Below are 16,715 nucleotides of genomic sequence, written 5' to 3' on the forward strand. Positions count from 1 at the left end.
ACAGTGCGCCAGGGTGCATCCCGCATCTTTGTCGACAGGTGACCTCCCCCGCCGGAGCGGGGGAGAACTAAATTCAAGCGCAGCTTACTTGGCGTCGTCGATTGCCTTGACCAGCTCGGTCACGGCCTCGTCCGAGGTCTTGATCTGGCCGTGGACGAACTTCGATATGACGTCCTTGTAGGCATTGGCGACCGCCGGAGGCGCGCCATAGCCCTGGGCCAGCGAGCCGAACAGTGTGCCGCCTTCGTTGGCTTTCTTCAGGTCGGCGATGCCCTTCTTGCCGCAAGCGTCGAAGTCGGTGTCCGGCACGTCGGTGCGAGCCGGAACCGAGCCCTTCACCACGTTGAAGGCCGACTGGAAGCTCTTCGACAGGGTGGCGGTGGCCAAAGCGACCTGGGCGGCCTTGCGGTCGTCCGGAACGTTGAACATGCCGAACATGTCGGAGTTGTAGATCACCGAGCCGTCGGTGCCCGGGAAGCGGTAGCAGAGGAAGTCGGTGCCCGGGGTCTTGTTGGCGGCGTGGAACTCGCCCTTGGCCCAGTCGCCCATGACCTGAACCAGCGCGTCGCCCTTGATGACCATGGCGGTGGCGAGGTTCCAGTCGCGACCCGAGAAGTTCGGGTCGACATAGGTGACCAGCTTGGCGAGATTGTCGAACGACTTCTTCATCGTGTCGGACTTGAGCGACTCCTCATCGAGGTCGTTCATCGCCTTCTTGTAGAACTCCGGCCCGCCGGTCGACAGCACGACGGAGTCGAACATGGTGGCTTCCTGCCAATTCTGGCCGCCGAGCGCCAGCGGGATGACGCCCGCGGCCTTCGCCTTGTCGAGGAGGGCAATGAAGTCGTCGAAGGTCTTCGGCTCGGCGCCGCCGATCTTGTCCATCACCGCCTTGTTGATCCACAGCCAGTTGACGGAGTGGACGTTGACCGGGGCCGCGACCCACTTGCCGTCATAGACGGAGAATTTCTGCAGGGCGGCCGGAACCGACTTATCCCAACCTTCCTTCTTGGCGGTCTCGGTGAGGTCGCCCATGACGCCGGCGGCGGCATAGTCGAGCACGGTGTAGCCGAGCATCTGCGAGGCGGTCGGATAGTTGCCGGCCGCGACCATCGCCTTCAGCGCGGTCATGGCGGCGTCGCCGCCGCCGCCGGCCACCGGCACGTCCTTCCAGGCATAGCCTTCCTTGGCCAGATCCTGCTTCAGCACGTTCAGAGCAGCCGCTTCGCCGCCCGACGTCCACCAATGCAGCATCTGCACTTCCTTGACGTCCGCGGCATGCGCCGAGAACGCAAAGCTCGTCGCAAGAGCCGTTCCGATAAGCAGTTTGCGCAACATTTACTACCTCCCTTGTTGCATGCATGCACATCACCGGCGGATGGCCGCCGGGGTCTCCCAACTCAGCCGACCCACCATCCGGTGCGCTGGCCGCGATGAAACTGGATAGTCTTTTCCTCGGTATAATCCTCGACGGCGCGTTTGCCGAGTTCGCGTCCTAGACCGGACTGCTTGTAGCCGCCGAAAGGCAGTTCGGGATAACCTTCCATGAACGTATTCACCCAAACCGTCCCCGAACGCACACCGCGCGCCACCGACATGCACGTGTCGATGCTGGCGCTCCATACACCCGCAGACAGACCATAGGGCGTGTTGTTGGCGATGTGCAATGCCTTTTCAATCGTTTCAAAAGTGAGCACGGACAGCACCGGCCCGAACACTTCCTCACGGGCGATCGCCATGTCCTCGGTGACGTCGCGGACGATGGTCGGGTCGAGATACTGGCCGGCGTTGGAGGCGAGCTGCCCGCCGCCGCTGTAGACGCTGCCGCCGTCGGTTTTCGCGGCCGTTACATAGCCGGCTACCTTTGCCATGTGATCGGTCGAGATCATGGCGCCGACCTTGGTGCGGTCGTCGAGCGGGTCGCCGACCCTGACCTTCTCGGCCAGCGCCTTGACCCTCTTGAGGAAGTCGTCGGCGATCGCCTCATGCACGATGAGCCGGCTGCCGGCATTGCAGCACTCACCGGCGTTGAAGAAGCCGCCGAAGACGGCTGCGTCAGCCGCTGCCTCGAGGTCGGCGTCGGGGAAGACGATCTGGCCGTTCTTGCCGCCGAGCTCCATCGAGACTTTCTTCAGCGAATTGGACGCGGCGGCCATGGTCATTTTGCCGACCCGCGTCGAGCCGGTGAAGGACACCATCTCGACCAGCGGATGGCTGACCATCGGTGCGCCGACATCGGCGCCGAAGCCGGCGAGGATGTTGACGACGCCGGCCGGCAGACCCGCCTCGAGCAGAATGTCGCCGAGCACGAAGGTCGAGGCCGAGGTCATCTCGCTCGGCTTCACCACCGCCGAGCAGCCGGCGGCGAGCGCGAAGGGCAGTTTCTGGCTGACGATCAGGAACGGGAAATTCCACGGCGTGATGATCGAGACGACGCCGATCGGCTCGCGCAGCACCACGCCCAGCATGGTGTCGCCGAGATTGGCATAGCTCTCGCCAGAGAGCGTGCGGGCAAGCGAGGCGGCATAGCGCCAGATGTCGACGGCGCCGCCGATCTCGCCGCGCGCCTGGGCGATCGGCTTGCCGGATTCCAACGCGTCGAGACGCGCAATCTCCTCCAGCCGGGTTTCGATCAGGTCGGCCGCCTTGAGCAGCACGGCGGCGCGTTCCGATGCCTTCATGCGCGGCCACGGGCCGGTCTCGAAAGCCTTGTGCGCCGCCTGAACCGCTGCCTCCACTTCCGCCGCCCCTGCCTGCGCGTAGCGCGACACGGCAAAGCCATGGCCAGGGCTGCTGCGCTCGATGGTGCGGCCGTCGCGGGCGTCAACATGCTTGCCGTCGATCAGGAGCTTGTAGGCTTTCTGTGCCTGAGAGGCCTCGGCCGGCATTGATATGTTGAGGGGAGCGTTCATCGCGTTTTCCTAGGATCTCGAAAAGGCCGGTTTCTGCTTGGCCTTGAAGGCGCCGACGCCGGCCTTGAGGTCGTCGGTCAGCGCGATGAAGCCGCTGGCCAGCGCCTCGACCGCGGCGGCATTCTCCTCGCCTTCGGCAATGCCGATCATCAGCTTGGTGGCCTCGGTCGCCAGCGGGCCGCGCTCGGCGATTTTTTCTCCCCAAGCTCTGGCTTCTTCAAATGCCTTGCCGGTTTCGACGAGGCGGTCGACGACGCCGAGCGCGAGCGCCTCGCTCGCTAGCAGGACTTCACCCCCTATTGCCATGCGCCGCACCGCCTGCGCGCCGAAGCGGCGCACGGCGCGCTGCGTGCCGGACCAGCCGGGCACGACGCCGATCGAGGTTTCAGGGAAACCGAGCTTCACCTGGGATTCGGCGACGCGGAAGTCGCAGGCGGTCGCCAGTTCCAGCCCCCCGCCCAGCGCATGACCGGACAGCACGGCTATGGTCGGCTGCCTGAGCCGCGCCAGCCGGTCGAAAACGCGATGGCCGTAGCGGACCCATTGCACCTGGAAGTCGGCGGCGCTTAATTGTGCCCAGGCCTCGACGTCGCCGCCTGCGCAAAAGCCCTTGCCTTCGCCCCGGATGAGCACGACACGGACGCCCTCGGCCAGTTCGGCTTCGGCGAGCGAAGCTTCGAGCGCGCGAAGCATCGGAATGTCCAATGCGTTGAACTTTTCCGGACGGCGCAGCGTGACGATGCCGACGGCGCCATCCTGCTCGAAGGTGACGAGGCGCTCAGCCATGCGCGCCTCCGAGCGAAGCGCCGCCATTGAGCGACAGGCCGATCGGCCGGTCCTGGTAGAGCGACGCGGGCGTCACCTTCAGATCGTTGGCGACGGCAAGCGGAATCTCGGCTTGCGCCAGCACGTCGCGTTCGAGGTCGACGCCGGGCGCCAACTCCGTCACCATCAGCCCGTCCGGCGTCAGCTTCATCACGCAGCGCTCGGTGACATAGGTGATGTCCTGCCCTTGCGCGACCGCGCGCCTGCCGGAGAAGGAGATGTGCTCGACCTCCTCGACGATCTTCTTGACCTTGCCTTCCTGGTCGATGCGGATGGCGTCGTCGGCCAGCGAGAGTTTTGCGCCGGCGTTGAAGAAGCCGGAGAAGACGATCTTCTTCGCCCGCGCGGTGATGTCGACGAAGCCGCCGGCGCCGGCTGTCACATGCGGCCTTGCCGAAAGCTTCGAGACGTTGACCGAGCCGTGACGGTCGATCTGCAGGAAGGAGAGCAGCGAGGCGTCGAAGCCGCCAGCCTGAAAATAGATGAACTGGTGCGGTGACGGCATGATCGCCTCGGCGTTCGAGGCACAGCCGAACTTGAAATCGAGCAGCGGCACGCCGCCGACCGCGCCCTGCTCGATCACCCAGGTGACCTTCCCGTGCTGGCCTTCCTCCAAGAGGATGCGCGGCACGTTGGCGGAGATGCCGAAGCCGATGTTGACGGCCATGCCGTCGCGCAACTCCATGGCGACACGGCGCGCGATCACCTTCTGGATATTCATCTCGGGCGTGCGGAAGGTGGAGAGCGGCCGGAAGATCTCGCCCGAGATCGCCGGATCGTAGGGCGTCTGCGTCGTCTGCAACTGGTCGGGCGCCACCACGATATGGTCGACCAGGATGCCGGGAACGCGCACGTCATGCGGCTTCAGCGTGCCGTTCTCGACGACGCGCTTCACCTGCGCGATGACGATGCCGCCATTGTTGCGGGCCGCGAGCGCTTGTTCCAGACCGCCGAGATAGGCGCCTTCATGCTCGTAGGTGAGGTTACCGCGCTCGTCGGCCGTGGTGGCGCGAATGATCGAGATGTTCGGAACAATGGCGCGGAAATAGAGCCATTCCTCGCCGTCGAACTGCTGCACCGAAACGATCGGCTCGCTGGCCGCCGCATTCATGGCGCAGCCCTGGTGGCGCGGGTCGGCGAAGGTGTCGAGGCCGACCTTGGTCAGCACGCCGGGCCGCTTGGCGGCGGCTTCGCGATGCATGTCGAACAGGATGCCAGAAGGCACGTTATAGGCGGCGACCGAATTATCGCCGATCATCTTCCAGATTTGCGGCGGCTCGGCGGAGGAGGGGCCGGACGGATAGGAACCGCAGAGCGTGCGCTTCAAAAGGCCGGGCTTCGCCAGATGATCGATGCCCTTGATGCCGTACATGTCGCCGGCGGCGATGGGGTGCAGCGTCGTGATCGCCTTCGGATGACCCTCGGTGTCGAAGCGCTCGCCGATCGCGGCAAGCACGGCGTCCGGGCAGCCGAGGCCGCTCGACGACGATACCGAGACGACCATGCCGTCCTTGATCAGGCCGGCGGCCTGCGACGCGGAAACGATCTTGCTCAATTTCCGCTCCCGAGTTTCGGATCGATCGAAACGGTCTTGCCGGTCTTCGCCGACAGCAAAGCCGCCTCGGCCGCTGCCAGCGACCAGATGCCGTCCTCGCCGGTGGCCGAGGGCTGGCCTTCGTCACGGATGGCAGCGTGGAACTGGCGCAGCGACCTTGTGTAGAGGTCCTCGCGGTCGAAGCTCAGCTCTTCCTCGCCCGAGGCGGTACGCAGGAGCACGGAGCCGACCGGCTTCTGCGTCATCACATTGGTAGCGATCAGCGAGCCTTCCGAACCATGCACCTCGAAGCCGGTGCCGGCAAACTTCGTCGTGAAGCCTTCATGCGATTGCGCAATGACGCCGGACTTGAAGCGCCAGACGCACATGGCGCCGTCTTCCAGTCCACCACCGGCCATGCCGGCCGACTGTGTGAAGGCGGAGATCTCGACCGGGTCGTCGCCGAGCACGAAGCGCAACGTGTCGGCATCGTGCACCGTGATGTCGAGCACCACGCCGCCGCCGGCTTCGGGCCTGGCGATGCGCCAACCCTGCAGGTTTTCCGGCAGGTAGACGGAATGGAAGACGCGCGCGGCGATCGGCTTGCCGATGCGGTCGGCCGCGATCGCCTCGCGCATTGCGCGGTGCGCGCCGGCGTTGCGCAGATGGTGGTTGGTGCCGAACACGATGCCGGCTTTCTTGGCGGCCGCAACCATCTTGCGTGCGTCGGCACTGGTCAGCGCCAGCGGCTTTTCACACAGCACATGCTTGCCCGCCTCGATCGCGGCAAGCCCCTGCTCGAGGTGCAGTTCGTTGGTCGTCGAGATGTAGACGGCATCGATGTTGGTGCTGAGCAACGCATCGAGCGCCGAGACGGCGGCCGGAATGCCGTTTTCCCTGGCATAGGCTTCGGCGCGCTCGGGGCTGGAGCTCATCACGGCGGCAACCTCGGCGTCGGCTTGGGCGCGGATGGCCTCGATCATGAACTGTTTTGCGATCGTGCTCGCGCCGATCAGGCCCCATCTCACCGTCATGCGGCGTCTCCCATTCCAGCGCCGCGCGCATTGCGGTCCGGCCCGCAGCTTTCCCTGACGGCCAGGCTCACCGCGCCGATATGGTCCTCGGCGCGCGTCGTGCGCGACTGGATCATCTTCAGCATGACGTGAGCGGCGCGTTCGCCGAGGCCGGCGGTGTCGACGGCAACGCTGGTCAGCGCAGGGATGTAGTGTTCGGCCTCGGCGACATCGTCGAAGCCGACCACGGCAAAATCCGTCCCGGCCTCCAGGCCGCGCTTGCGCAGCGCCAGCATGACGCCGAAGGCGACGGCATCGTTGAAGCAAAGGGCGGCCGTCGGCGGCTCGGGCGACGCAAGCGCCGTCTCTAGGCAAGCCATGCCGCCTTTGCGGCTGGTCTCGCCTTCGACGATGGTCCTATCGGCTGCCGGAATGCCGTGAGTCTCGCAGGCTTCGAGGAAGCCGCCCAAGCGGTCGTGGTAGACCACAAGGTCCGAGGAGCCGCCGAAGAAGGCCAGCCGGCGATGTCCCTTGGCGATGAGATGCTGGGTGGCGAGAAAGGCGCCGCGATGGTTGTCGGGCGCGATTGCCGGGATGCGGCTCTCGGGCAGGCGGCGCATGGCAAAGACGACCGGCACGCCTGCCGCCTCGACGCGGCGGAAAGCGCCTGGCGTGGTGCCGCGCGCCGGTGACACGATCAGGCCTGCGACGCCCTGCTCCATCAGCGACTTCAGCACCTCTTCCTGGCGGACCGGATTTTCCGCCGTGTTAGCGATGAAGGGCACGATGCCGGCCGCCTGGAAGACGCGCTCCATGCCGACCGCAAGCTCCGCGAAGAAGGGATTGGTGAGGTCGTTGATCACCATGCCGATGACGTTCGAATGCGCCTTGCGCAGATTGGCGGCGCCGCGGTTGTAGACATAGCCGACATCCTCGATCGCCTTGCGGACTTTGGTCGCGGTTTCAGGCCGGATCAGCCCGCTGCCCTGCAGCACGAGCGATACCGTCGACTTGGACACGCCGGCCTCGCGGGCAATGTCCAGGATCGTCGCCTTGGCCCGGCTGGCCATGTCGTGCGTTCTCCATTCTCGATATCAAATTTATTGGAACGTTCTAAACATCGTACCAAACCGGAGTCAATCGGGATTCGCACGGAATTCAAAAAATTGATGGATTAGTCGCAAATGCAAGACTTTGACGTCGGGATGCGGCGTTGAATCGCTTCAGTTGCCAAAACCATAAAGGTTCTTGATTTATTGGAACGTTCCATTTATAGGCTGCCGCAAAGGGAGATTTGCATGGACATCATCCTGCCTGCGGAGAGTGGCGACCGTGTCGGCTACCGGCTGGTCGGCCAACCGGCGGAGCCCATTATCGGCGCGGCTTTCCCACGCGTCGCCTATGCCGCGGCCCATGTCGTCGCCAACCCCTTCGCCATGACCGATCCGTGGTCTCAGGCTGCGGTCGACTGGGACAGGACCATGGCTTTTCGCCATCATCTGTGGCGGCTCGGTTTCCGCATCGCCGAAGCAATGGATACCTCGCAGCGCGGCATGGGTTTCGACTGGGCAAGCGCCAAGGAACTGATCCGGCGCTCGATCGCCGAGGCGCGTACGATGAAGGGTGCCGATCTCGCCTCCGGCGCCGGCACCGACCATCTGGCGCCGGCGGCGGCAAGGACGCTGGACGACGTGATCCACGCCTATGAGGAGCAGTTCGCCTTCATCGAAGGCGAGGGCGGCAAGGCGATCATGATGGCGAGCCGCGCGCTCGCGGCGGTGGCCAAAGGCCCGGACGACTATGCCCGTGTCTACGACCGCATCCTCAGCCAAGCCTCCGGCAAGGTGATCCTGCACTGGCTGGGCGACATGTTCGATCCGGCGCTCAAGGGCTATTGGGGCAGCCGGGATTTCGAGCCAGCGCTTGACACGGTCGTCGGTATCATCGAGCGGCATGCCGGTAAGATCGAAGGCATAAAGATCTCGCTGCTCGACGCCGGCAAGGAGGTGTTGCTGCGCGACCGCCTGCCCGAGGGCGTCCTGATGTTCACGGGCGACGATTTCAACTATCCGGAGCTGATCGCCGGCGACGGCAGGAGGCATTCGCACGCGCTGCTCGGCATCTTCGACGCCATCGCGCCGGCGGCGAACGCCGCGCTGGCCAGGCTTGGCGCGGGCGACCGGGCCGGCTATGACGCGCTGATGGCGCCGACCGTGCCTTTGTCGCGCAAGATCTTCGAGGCTCCGACGGAATACTATAAGGCCGGCATCGTCTTCATGGCCTGGCTGAACGGCCATCAGAATCATTTCACCATGGTCGGAGGCATGCAGTCGGCGCGCGGCATATGCCATTACGCGGACGTGTTTCGCCTCGCCGACCAGGCAGGATTGCTGGCCGATCCCGAGCTTGCCGTCGCCAGGATGAAGAGCTTCTTGGCGGTAGCAGGCGTCTGAGCCGGATACCTGTCGGCTCCTGCCGCCGCTGCCGATCAGCCGGCGGATAAAAATTCTTTTCTCTCCTTTGAACCGTTCCGTGGCGAAGCGCGACCAAGCGTTGCGTAACGAACCAAGTTCACCAAGGAGAACGCATATGACTATCGTTTCAAGAAAAGTCTTTCTCGCCGCCATCGCCGTTTCTGTGCTGGCCGGCTGCAAGACCACAAGCTACAGGGACTGCGACACCATCAAGCCGAACGTTACCCATAACGCCAAATGCTGCGGCATCGGCGATGCGCCATGCCGCGAAGGCAAGGGCGGCGGTGGCGGTGGCAATCCCGGTCATTCGCCCGATCCGACACCGCAATGATTCAATGAGGAAGTAGGGCAGTAGGGCAGTAGGAGGAATCCGGGAACGCAGCGGCGAAGCACTATTGCCTACTGCCGTATTGCCTTACTCTTTTGGATTTGGCTGGATGGTGGGCGTGACAAGGATTGAACTTGTGACCCCTGCAATGTCAATGCAGTGCTCTCCCGCTGAGCTACACGCCCATCCGAAGCCGCGCATACACCATTTTTGGTCCGGCGCGTCAATAGCAGGAATGAGAAAAGAAAGCTCCGTTTTGCGGCAGCGGTTGGAAGTACCGATGCCTTGCCGAAAGGCTCCTCAAGCGGCCTGCAGCATCTTCTCGACCTCGTTGACGAGGTCGCGCAGATGGAAAGGCTTCGACAGCACCTTGGCGTCCTTGGGCGCCTTGGAATCCGGGTTGAGCGCGACGGCGGCAAAACCGGTGATGAACATCACCTTGAGGTCCGGATCGATCTCGGTGGCCCGGCGGGCAAGCTCGATGCCATCCATCTCGGGCATGACGATGTCGGTCAAAAGCAGCGAGAAAGGCTCTTCGCGCAGCCGCTCATAGGCGCTGGCGCCATTGTCGAAATCGCTTACCTGGTAGCCGGCTCGTTCCAGCGCCTTGACGAGGAACCGGCGCATATCGTCATCGTCTTCCGCCAGCAGAATGCGTGCCATGTTGTCCCGTCCGAATCACTACCCCAAGCCTGCCGACGGGCAAGCCCGTTAACCATCCTGTATATGAGGAGGAGACGGTAAACATCAAGTGAACATTGGCCTTGTCCTTGCCGCAGCGGCCAGCTGTTTCGTGGGGCTGAAATGCTGGACATGCCGGGCGCAAGATGGCAGTTTTGCAACATGATGCAGAGCTTCATCCTGGTTCGTTCAAATTGAAGACGGCAGCCGAGGATTTTTCGGTCGTACCACCCTTCGAAATCCGATCGGGCGCCGAGCAACGCGTCCCTTTCCTGTTCAATTCGCCGCATAGCGGCCGCCACTATCCCGAGCGCTTCCTCGCCATGGCGCGGCTCGACCGCAACGCCATACGCCGGTCGGAGGATTGCTATGTCGAGGAGCTTTTCGGCGGCGCCGTCGCGCTCGGCGCGCCGATGCTGGCGGCGAACTTCCCGCGCGCCTATCTCGACGTCAACCGCGAGCCATGGGAACTCGATCCCCGCATGTTCGCGGAGCCGGTGCCGTCCTTCTGCAACATCCGCTCGGCCCGCGTCGCGGGCGGGCTGGGCACCGTGCCGAAGCTGGTGGGGGAGGGGCTGGACATCTATCCCGGGCGACTGCCGCTCTCCGAGGCGGTGGGGCGCATAGAGACCGTCTACAAGCCGTATCACGAAACGCTGAAGCGGCTATTGACCAGGACCCACGCCAGGTTCGGCTATGCCGTGCTCATCGACTGCCATTCGATGCCGGCCAGCATCCGGGTCGGCGACAATGGGGTGCGGCCGGATTTCATCATCGGCGACCGCTTCGGCATTTCCGCCACCGCGGCTCTGACCGAGAGGGCGATCGGCCTGCTTACGGGCATGGGCTACGCGGTCGCGCACAACAAGCCCTATGCCGGCGGCTTCATCACCGAGCATTACGGGCGGCCGGCACGTCATCTCCACGCGCTGCAGATCGAGGTCAATCGCGGGCTTTACATGAACGAGCGGACATTCCAGAAATCGGCCGGCTTCGACGCGCTTGCCGACGACCTGACGCGGTTTTCGGCCGAGCTGATGTCGATACCCGATCATCATTTCGTCGACCTGCCGCTCGCCGCGGAATGACCGCGAAGCGGCCGTTCGCGGCCTAAAAAAAGACCGCATCGCTTTCACGACACGGTCGAAGTCTAGGGAGGAAACGCCCAAGGAGGGCATGGACAGAGTAACCTGTCCGAGAACAAAACTATTGTGCGATGCACAAATGTCAATCGACTTCAGGGTTTTTTAATTCAATATGATGTGGAAATTCCGCTTCGGCGGGTGAGGTGTGACATTGGGGCAACAGGAGGGAGGCGCCTGACCCTGGCTTCACGCTTCTCTTTCGGCGGAAACAGCGGCTGCCGATGGCTGCCGCAACGGGGAGAGTGAGTTGGACGTCAGCATCGATTTCATGCGGCGCATCGCGCGTGCCGCCGCCGCCGAGACCTTGCCGCGCTTCCGCAACCAGGGCGCGGTCGTCAACAAGCAGGCGGAAAGCTTCGATCCGGTGACGGAGGCCGATCGCGAGGCCGAGCGCGCCATCCGGGCGCTGATAGCGGCGGAATACCCCGATCACGGCATCCTCGGCGAGGAGCATGGCAGCGAGAACATTTCGAGCCGGCATGTCTGGGTCATCGACCCGATCGACGGCACACGCGCCTTCATCTCCGGCCTGCCGGTGTGGGGAACGCTGGTCGGTCTGACGGTCGACGGCGACGCCATCGCCGGCCTGATGTCGCAACCCTTCACCGGCGAGCTGTTCTACGCCAATGCCTCCGGCTCGCATTACGAAGGTCCGGGTGGCCCGCGCAAGCTCGCGACCCGCAAGACGACGGAGCTCGCCAAGGCGACGCTGTTCACCACCACGCCGGCGCTCTACAGGGGCGAGGCGCGCAATCGCTATGATGAGTTCGAGAAGCAGGTGCAGCTCGCACGCTACGGCACGGACTGCTACGCCTTCGCCATGGTGGCGGCGGGAAGCGTCGACATTGTCGCCGACCCAGGCTTGAAGCCCTACGACATCGTGGCGCTGATCCCGATCATCGAGAAGGCGGGCGGCGTGGTAACGACATTCGAGGGCGGGCCGGCGGAGAAGGGCGGCGACATACTGGCGGCGGCAACCCCGGAATTGCATGCCGCGGCGATGGCGGCGCTGCGCGGCTGAGCATCCGGCGCGCCTTCTGCGTCTGTTCAGGCAGTACGCGGCGGAAAACCGCAGCGCGGATGGAATCGCCTAGCTGTCGGCGCGCCGGGCATCCGTGAGACGCAGGCCCCACAAAATGAGCGCGAAAGCGGTGAGGCCGGTCGGCGCGGACGAATACCCCACGATCTTGATCACGGCTTCCTGAAAGGCGCTCCCACGGAAGGCCCCAGCCGCCAACGGCATTGTCTCATTGCCGGCGCCCCAGGCGCTGGCGATCACGTAGGCCGCCAGGATCGCCAAAGCCGAATAGATCAGCAGCCAGAACGCAACCCGCGACATCGCCGCGCCGAGATTGAGCCTTGGCCACGCGAGACCCAGCGCCAGCATGAGAACGCCCTGCAGGCCGCTCAGCGTGTGCGCGGACAGTCCAAGCCGCGGTGCGGCGAGGAACGGTATTGTGAAGCCTTCGAATGACGAAAACAAAAGCAGGGCGACGCCAATCTGCAGCAGGTGATGCCCCTGACGTGACAGCGTGTTCGATGCGTTCATGGCCGTTTCTCCCGATCTCTGTCGACAGGCGTATGACCTCGTCGGGTGGCAACCTAGCGCTCGAGGCCTGAACGGGAATATGGGTCAAGCCGCGCCCGGCACGGCACGGAGAGCCGGGAAGCCAGCCGGATCATGCAATTCGCCCGCCGGTCGTCAGGCTGGCCCGCGAGATCGGCGCGCCCGGCGAAGCGGTCAAATGGCGTCGCCGGTTCCGGGAATGAATGCATCGAAGGCCGCGAGCAGCTGCTCGCGGAATAGATCCCTTTCCTGCAGGATCTCATGATGCGCGCCGTCGATCATCAGGAGCGAGCCGACGCGGAGACGCCTGGCATAGGATTCGACGGCCTTGGTCGAGACGACCTGGTCGGCGCCGGCGGCGACAATGAGCATCGGCATCTGGATCCCGGCCATGAAGTCGGGATCGCTGATCGCATCGGAAGCCTCGGCGGCGGCTTTCAGCCAACGGATGGTCGGGCCGCCGAGCGCCAGCTGCGGCCAGGCCTTGTAGATGCCGGTATTACGCCGGTAGCGCTCAGGATCCGAAGTCACCTTGTTGGTTTCGAAGGGCGTCGGCAATTTCGGGCGCGGCCCCAGGGCGGCATAAAGCCAGCCGAGGCCCAGAGTGCAAAACACCGCGCAGACGCGGCGTACAGTGGTTATCGAAACCGGCAAGTCGGGCACGGCCAGGAAGGGCGCGATCAGCACCATGCGCCGCACCCGGTTGACCATCGACGGCGAAGCCAGCAGCGCGATCACCGCCCCGGTCGAATGGGCGAGGATGTAATAGGGGCCGCGGCAATCCGGCAGCACGATTTCCCCGAAGAACTGCTCGAGATCGCGGGTGTAGTCGCGGAAGCTGCGGACATAGCCGCGCTGGGGATCGCGCAGCAGGCGGCTGGAACCGCCCTGGCCGCGCCAGTCGAGGACTGCGACGCTGAAGCCCCGGTCGGCGAGGTTGCGGATGGTCTCGAAATATTTCTCGATGCACTCGTTGCGGCCGGTCAGCAGCACCACCGTGCCCTGCAGCGGGCGGGCGACCGCGCCGAAGACGCCATAGCGGATATTCTTGCCGTCGTGGGTGGTGAAAAAGCCGCCGGCGGCATTTTCGGGCTGCGGATTGCCCTCGGTCTGGTGGAAAAGGTCCGTCATTCGGCGCTTCGTTGATTGTTCATTGCCCGAACGGGCCAGGCGTTGCCATGGTGATAGACGGCCATGCGCCAAAAGCAAAGGCGTTGCTGGGCCGAACGGGGAAGGCCGGAAACGCCTGCGGTGCGCTTCCGGCCTCTGTCGATCCGGGAGGAAGGGACGTTGCACCCGGTTCGGCCTCGTCGCGGCGCCCCGATCGAGGCGCCGCATGTCCGCATTGTCGGCAGTAGCTTAGCGCCGCGTGGCTGAACGGATGCCGAAGCCGCGGTTCATCTGGCGTTCATCGGCGCAAAGATCGAAGGGAAGTTGATCGCGCAAAGTTCTTGAAATGGGCTTTTGCGCTTCCCAAATGGAGATTGCGGCCGCCGATGTCGGGGCCGCTGGCCTATCCGGGACGCCTTTCGAGGGTTTCGCACCGGGTCACACGCAAACCATGTTGCTCAACAGGAGAACACACCATGCGTCACGTTGATTTTTCCCCGCTTTATCGTTCGACCGTCGGCTTCGACCGGCTGTTTACCATGCTCGATACGCTCGGCCAGCCCGAGAGCGTGCAGACCTATCCGCCCTACAACATCGAGCGCACCGGCGAGAACGCCTATCGCATCTCGATGGCCGTTGCCGGCTTCTCGGAAGACGAGATCTCGATCGAGGCGCACCGCAATGTGCTGACCGTCAAGGGCGAGCGCAAGGAAGAGAACAACGGCGAAGGTTCCGAGCTGCTCTATCGCGGCATTGCCTCGCGCGCCTTTGAGCGCCGCTTCCAACTCGCCGATCACGTCGAGGTCGAGGGCGCCACGCTGAAGAACGGCCTGCTCTTCGTCGACCTCAAGCGCAACATTCCCGAGGAGTTGAAGCCGCGCAAGATCGCGATCACCTCGTCTTCGGACAAGGCCAAGCAGATCGAGGCCAAGGCCGCCGCGTAACCCGCGCGCTCCACATGCAAGACACGTCTCCCTCCCGAGACGAAAGCGGCGTCGAAAGGCGCCGCTTTTTTGTGCCATGGGCAACGGATCCCTTCTGGCTCTTTTGAAGCCCGCATTGTCCTCCCATGAAGGGCAATGACCGATTTCTCCCTGCTGCTCACCTCAACCATCGCCGTCACCTTCCTGTTGGCGGGGATCGTCAAGGGCGTCACCGGCATGGGGCTGCCGACGCTGGCGATGGGATTGCTGGGCACCGTCATGCCGCCTGTCACCGCCGCGTCGCTGCTCATCGTGCCGTCCTTCGTCACCAATGTCTGGCAGCTGTTCGCCGGCCCGGGCTTTGCATCGATCCTGCGACGGCTCTGGCTGATGATGGCGGGTATCGTGGTCGGCACCGTCGCCGGCTCGCGGCTGCTCGCCAGCGACAATATAACGTGGACGACCGCAGGCCTCGGCGCCGCCCTGGTTCTCTATGCCGCCTATACGTTGCTGGCGCGGCAGCCTGCCGTCCCGGCGAAGACCGAGCGCTGGTTCTCACCGTTTGTAGGCTTTCTGACCGGCCTTGTGACCGGCGGCACCGGAGTCTTCGTCGTGCCGGCCGTGCCCTACATCCAGGCGCTCGGGTTGGGCCGCGATGACCTCATCCAGGCGCTCGGCCTTTCCTTCACGGTGTCCACCATCGCGCTGGCGCTGGGCCTGGCCTCGCATGGCGCCTTCGAGGTCGGACATCTGGCGATGTCCTCGCTGGCCGTGCTGCCGGCCTTGCTCGGCATGTGGCTCGGGCAGGTTCTCAGACAGCGGATCAGCCCGGCGGCATTCCGCCGCTGGTTCCTGATCTTCCTGATCCTGCTTGGCTTCGAGCTGCTGGTGCGGCCTTTCCTGGCCTGATCATTCGGAGAGCAGTTGAGCGAGGCGGTCGATCTCTTCCGCCGTCGTCGCGAAGCTGGCGACGAAGCGGTAGATCGCTTCATTGTCGCCGTGATGGCCGTCAAAACCCTGCGGCACGCCCCATTCATAGAATTTGGCGCCGGCGGCCTGCAGCTTTTCGGCAGTGCCGCGGTCGAGGATCGCGAACACTTCGTTGGCCTGCGGCAGCCAGGCGAGCCTGCCCGCCGGCGCGTCCTCGATGGTCTCGGCCAGATGTGCCGCCATCGCATTGGCGTGGTGCGCCATCCTCAGCCACAGCTCGTCGTTGAGATAGGCCTCGAACTGGGCCGAGATGAAGCGCGCCTTGGAAAAGGTCTGCCCTGCACGCTGGCGAAGCAGGCGCAGATCCCGGCCGACTTCCGGGTTGAAGATCACCACCGCGTCGGCCATCCAGCAGCCGTTTTTGGTGGCGCCGAAGGAGATGAGATCGACGCCGCTTTTCCAGGTCATTTCAGCAGGAGTCACGCCGGTCGCCGCGATCGCATTTGCGAAGCGCGCGCCGTCCATATGCAGCGGCAGTCTATGGCGGCGGCTGACCTCGGCAATCGCCTTGACGTCGCCGACAGTGTAGACGGTGCCCACTTCCGTCGCCTGGGTGATCGTCACCGCCATAGGCTGGCCGGCCGGCGCAAGGTCTTGCGAATAGCGTTTGATGGCCCTGTCCAGAGCCTGCGGGTTGATGCGTCCCAAGGGGCCTTGGACCGGCGCCATGCGCGCGCCGCCGGTATAGAAACCCGCCGCGCCGAATTCATCGACATTCATATGCGCTTCGGAATGGCAAAGAACGATACCGCCGATGCGGTTCAACGCCGCCATCGAGAGTGCATTCGCCGCCGTGCCGGTCGCGACGAAGAACACTTGAACGTCCCGCTCGAAGATCTCGCTGAAGCGGCGGTAGACGGCCCGGTCCAGGTCGCCGTCGCCATAGGCGGTTGCGATGCCGGCCGCGTGCCGGGACAGGTTGGCCGAAATGTCGGGATGGACGCCCGCCCAGTTGTCGGATGCAAAGAACATCGAAAGGCTCGCAGCTGCTTTGAGGAAACGGGCGCGACTTGAACGCTTTGGCCAGCCGAGCGCAAGGGCCAAACGCCGGCAAAGCGGTGAAGCCAGCCAACGCAAAGGGGCCGAGACTGATGCTTACGTTTCGCAAGCGCCTCACGAAATTTTGTGTCGCGGCGTGGCCAAGATTTTTGTGAATCGGTCTTGTGCGGGCTCCTGAATTCTGTCATAAAAAATTTAGGACAGTAGTGCTGTC

General features: G+C 64.2%; 16 protein-coding genes and 1 tRNA gene. 6 read left to right on the forward strand and 11 right to left on the reverse strand.

What is annotated here, in order from left to right:
* Positions 1–84: 84 nt before the first annotated feature.
* From ABID26_RS06305 to ABID26_RS06330, 6 genes are all read right to left on the reverse strand, one after another.
* On the reverse strand, positions 85–1,338 hold the full coding sequence (locus ABID26_RS06305) for an ABC transporter substrate-binding protein (protein WP_126098024.1): 1,254 nt from the start codon (positions 1,336–1,338) through the stop codon (positions 85–87).
* A 62-nt stretch (positions 1,339–1,400) separates the two neighbouring features.
* The gene (locus ABID26_RS06310) at positions 1,401–2,912 is read right to left on the reverse strand and encodes an aldehyde dehydrogenase family protein (RefSeq protein WP_292300609.1); all 1,512 of its coding nucleotides are present in this window, start codon (positions 2,910–2,912) and stop codon (positions 1,401–1,403) included.
* Between the two features lie 9 nt (positions 2,913–2,921).
* Positions 2,922–3,698 (reverse strand): enoyl-CoA hydratase/isomerase family protein, encoded by a 777-nt coding sequence (locus tag ABID26_RS06315; protein WP_292300611.1) that lies wholly within the window; start codon positions 3,696–3,698, stop codon positions 2,922–2,924.
* On the reverse strand, positions 3,691–5,292 hold the full coding sequence (locus tag ABID26_RS06320) for an acyl CoA:acetate/3-ketoacid CoA transferase (RefSeq protein ID WP_292300614.1): 1,602 nt from the start codon (positions 5,290–5,292) through the stop codon (positions 3,691–3,693). The genes ABID26_RS06315 and ABID26_RS06320 overlap by 8 nt, the downstream gene beginning before the upstream one ends.
* The gene (locus ABID26_RS06325) at positions 5,289–6,305 is read right to left on the reverse strand and encodes a Gfo/Idh/MocA family protein (protein ID WP_292300616.1); all 1,017 of its coding nucleotides are present in this window, start codon (positions 6,303–6,305) and stop codon (positions 5,289–5,291) included. The genes ABID26_RS06320 and ABID26_RS06325 overlap by 4 nt, the downstream gene beginning before the upstream one ends.
* Positions 6,302–7,354 carry a LacI family DNA-binding transcriptional regulator gene (locus tag ABID26_RS06330; RefSeq protein WP_292300618.1) on the reverse strand — a complete coding sequence of 351 codons (1,053 nt, stop codon included), beginning with the start codon at positions 7,352–7,354 and terminating at the stop codon, positions 6,302–6,304. The genes ABID26_RS06325 and ABID26_RS06330 overlap by 4 nt, the downstream gene beginning before the upstream one ends.
* 228 nt (positions 7,355–7,582) lie before the next feature.
* Between ABID26_RS06330 and ABID26_RS06335 the strand changes: the two genes are divergently transcribed.
* Both ABID26_RS06335 and ABID26_RS06340 read left to right on the forward strand, forming a co-directional pair.
* Positions 7,583–8,737, forward strand: a complete 1,155-nt coding sequence (locus ABID26_RS06335; RefSeq protein WP_292300620.1) for a dihydrodipicolinate synthase family protein — start codon at positions 7,583–7,585, stop codon at positions 8,735–8,737.
* A gap of 136 nt (positions 8,738–8,873) precedes the next feature.
* The gene (locus ABID26_RS06340) at positions 8,874–9,089 is read left to right on the forward strand and encodes a hypothetical protein (protein ID WP_059184470.1); all 216 of its coding nucleotides are present in this window, start codon (positions 8,874–8,876) and stop codon (positions 9,087–9,089) included.
* Positions 9,090–9,196: 107 nt separating this feature from the next.
* Here ABID26_RS06340 and ABID26_RS06345 read toward each other — a convergent pair.
* Together ABID26_RS06345 and cpdR are read right to left on the reverse strand one after the other, a co-directional pair.
* Positions 9,197–9,271: transfer RNA gene (locus ABID26_RS06345), tRNA-Val, on the reverse strand.
* 115 nt (positions 9,272–9,386) lie between these two features.
* Entirely contained in the window at positions 9,387–9,749 is a 363-nt protein-coding gene (gene cpdR, locus ABID26_RS06350) for a cell cycle two-component system response regulator CpdR (protein WP_006199474.1), read from the reverse strand.
* 164 nt (positions 9,750–9,913) lie between these two features.
* On the opposite strand from cpdR, the gene ABID26_RS06355 reads away from it, so the two are divergent.
* Together ABID26_RS06355 and hisN are read left to right on the forward strand one after the other, a co-directional pair.
* Complete coding sequence (locus ABID26_RS06355) at positions 9,914–10,855, forward strand: N-formylglutamate amidohydrolase (RefSeq protein WP_292300624.1); 942 nt, start codon at positions 9,914–9,916, stop codon at positions 10,853–10,855.
* Between the two features lie 304 nt (positions 10,856–11,159).
* A complete protein-coding gene (gene hisN / locus ABID26_RS06360) occupies positions 11,160–11,933 on the forward strand; it encodes a histidinol-phosphatase (protein ID WP_292300626.1) in 774 nt (257 codons plus the stop codon).
* A 69-nt stretch (positions 11,934–12,002) separates the two neighbouring features.
* Here hisN and ABID26_RS06365 read toward each other — a convergent pair whose 3' ends face one another.
* Both ABID26_RS06365 and ABID26_RS06370 read right to left on the reverse strand, forming a co-directional pair.
* A complete protein-coding gene (locus ABID26_RS06365) occupies positions 12,003–12,461 on the reverse strand; it encodes a hypothetical protein (protein WP_126098033.1) in 459 nt (152 codons plus the stop codon).
* Between the two features lie 192 nt (positions 12,462–12,653).
* Complete coding sequence (locus ABID26_RS06370; RefSeq protein WP_354414548.1) at positions 12,654–13,610, reverse strand: alpha/beta hydrolase; 957 nt, start codon at positions 13,608–13,610, stop codon at positions 12,654–12,656.
* Between the two features lie 455 nt (positions 13,611–14,065).
* Between ABID26_RS06370 and ABID26_RS06375 the strand changes: the two genes are divergently transcribed.
* Together ABID26_RS06375 and ABID26_RS06380 are read left to right on the forward strand one after the other, a co-directional pair.
* Complete coding sequence (locus ABID26_RS06375; protein ID WP_126098035.1) at positions 14,066–14,533, forward strand: Hsp20 family protein; 468 nt, start codon at positions 14,066–14,068, stop codon at positions 14,531–14,533.
* 135 nt (positions 14,534–14,668) lie between these two features.
* Positions 14,669–15,421, forward strand: a complete 753-nt coding sequence (locus tag ABID26_RS06380) for a sulfite exporter TauE/SafE family protein (protein ID WP_292300631.1) — start codon at positions 14,669–14,671, stop codon at positions 15,419–15,421.
* Here ABID26_RS06380 and ABID26_RS06385 read toward each other — a convergent pair whose 3' ends face one another.
* Positions 15,422–16,474, reverse strand: a complete 1,053-nt coding sequence (locus ABID26_RS06385) for a threonine aldolase family protein (RefSeq protein WP_292300633.1) — start codon at positions 16,472–16,474, stop codon at positions 15,422–15,424.
* Positions 16,475–16,715 lie beyond the last annotated feature (241 nt).

The organism is Mesorhizobium shonense (assembly GCF_040545255.1).
Lineage (GTDB): Bacteria > Pseudomonadota > Alphaproteobacteria > Rhizobiales > Rhizobiaceae > Mesorhizobium > Mesorhizobium shonense.

Coding starts and splice junctions, on each gene's coding strand:
- ABID26_RS06305 (WP_126098024.1), bottom strand. CDS start 1,338: ATGTTGCGCAAACTGCTTATCGGAACGGCTCTTGCGACGAGCTTTGCG.
- ABID26_RS06310 (WP_292300609.1), bottom strand. CDS start 2,912: ATGAACGCTCCCCTCAACATATCAATGCCGGCCGAGGCCTCTCAGGCA.
- ABID26_RS06315 (WP_292300611.1), bottom strand. CDS start 3,698: ATGGCTGAGCGCCTCGTCACCTTCGAGCAGGATGGCGCCGTCGGCATC.
- ABID26_RS06325 (WP_292300616.1), bottom strand. CDS start 6,305: ATGACGGTGAGATGGGGCCTGATCGGCGCGAGCACGATCGCAAAACAG.
- ABID26_RS06330 (WP_292300618.1), bottom strand. CDS start 7,354: ATGGCCAGCCGGGCCAAGGCGACGATCCTGGACATTGCCCGCGAGGCC.
- ABID26_RS06335 (WP_292300620.1), top strand. CDS start 7,583: ATGGACATCATCCTGCCTGCGGAGAGTGGCGACCGTGTCGGCTACCGG.
- ABID26_RS06340 (WP_059184470.1), top strand. CDS start 8,874: ATGACTATCGTTTCAAGAAAAGTCTTTCTCGCCGCCATCGCCGTTTCT.
- cpdR (WP_006199474.1), bottom strand. CDS start 9,749: ATGGCACGCATTCTGCTGGCGGAAGACGATGACGATATGCGCCGGTTC.
- ABID26_RS06355 (WP_292300624.1), top strand. CDS start 9,914: ATGGCAGTTTTGCAACATGATGCAGAGCTTCATCCTGGTTCGTTCAAA.
- ABID26_RS06365 (WP_126098033.1), bottom strand. CDS start 12,461: ATGAACGCATCGAACACGCTGTCACGTCAGGGGCATCACCTGCTGCAG.
- ABID26_RS06370 (WP_354414548.1), bottom strand. CDS start 13,610: ATGACGGACCTTTTCCACCAGACCGAGGGCAATCCGCAGCCCGAAAAT.
- ABID26_RS06375 (WP_126098035.1), top strand. CDS start 14,066: ATGCGTCACGTTGATTTTTCCCCGCTTTATCGTTCGACCGTCGGCTTC.
- ABID26_RS06380 (WP_292300631.1), top strand. CDS start 14,669: ATGACCGATTTCTCCCTGCTGCTCACCTCAACCATCGCCGTCACCTTC.
- ABID26_RS06385 (WP_292300633.1), bottom strand. CDS start 16,474: ATGTTCTTTGCATCCGACAACTGGGCGGGCGTCCATCCCGACATTTCG.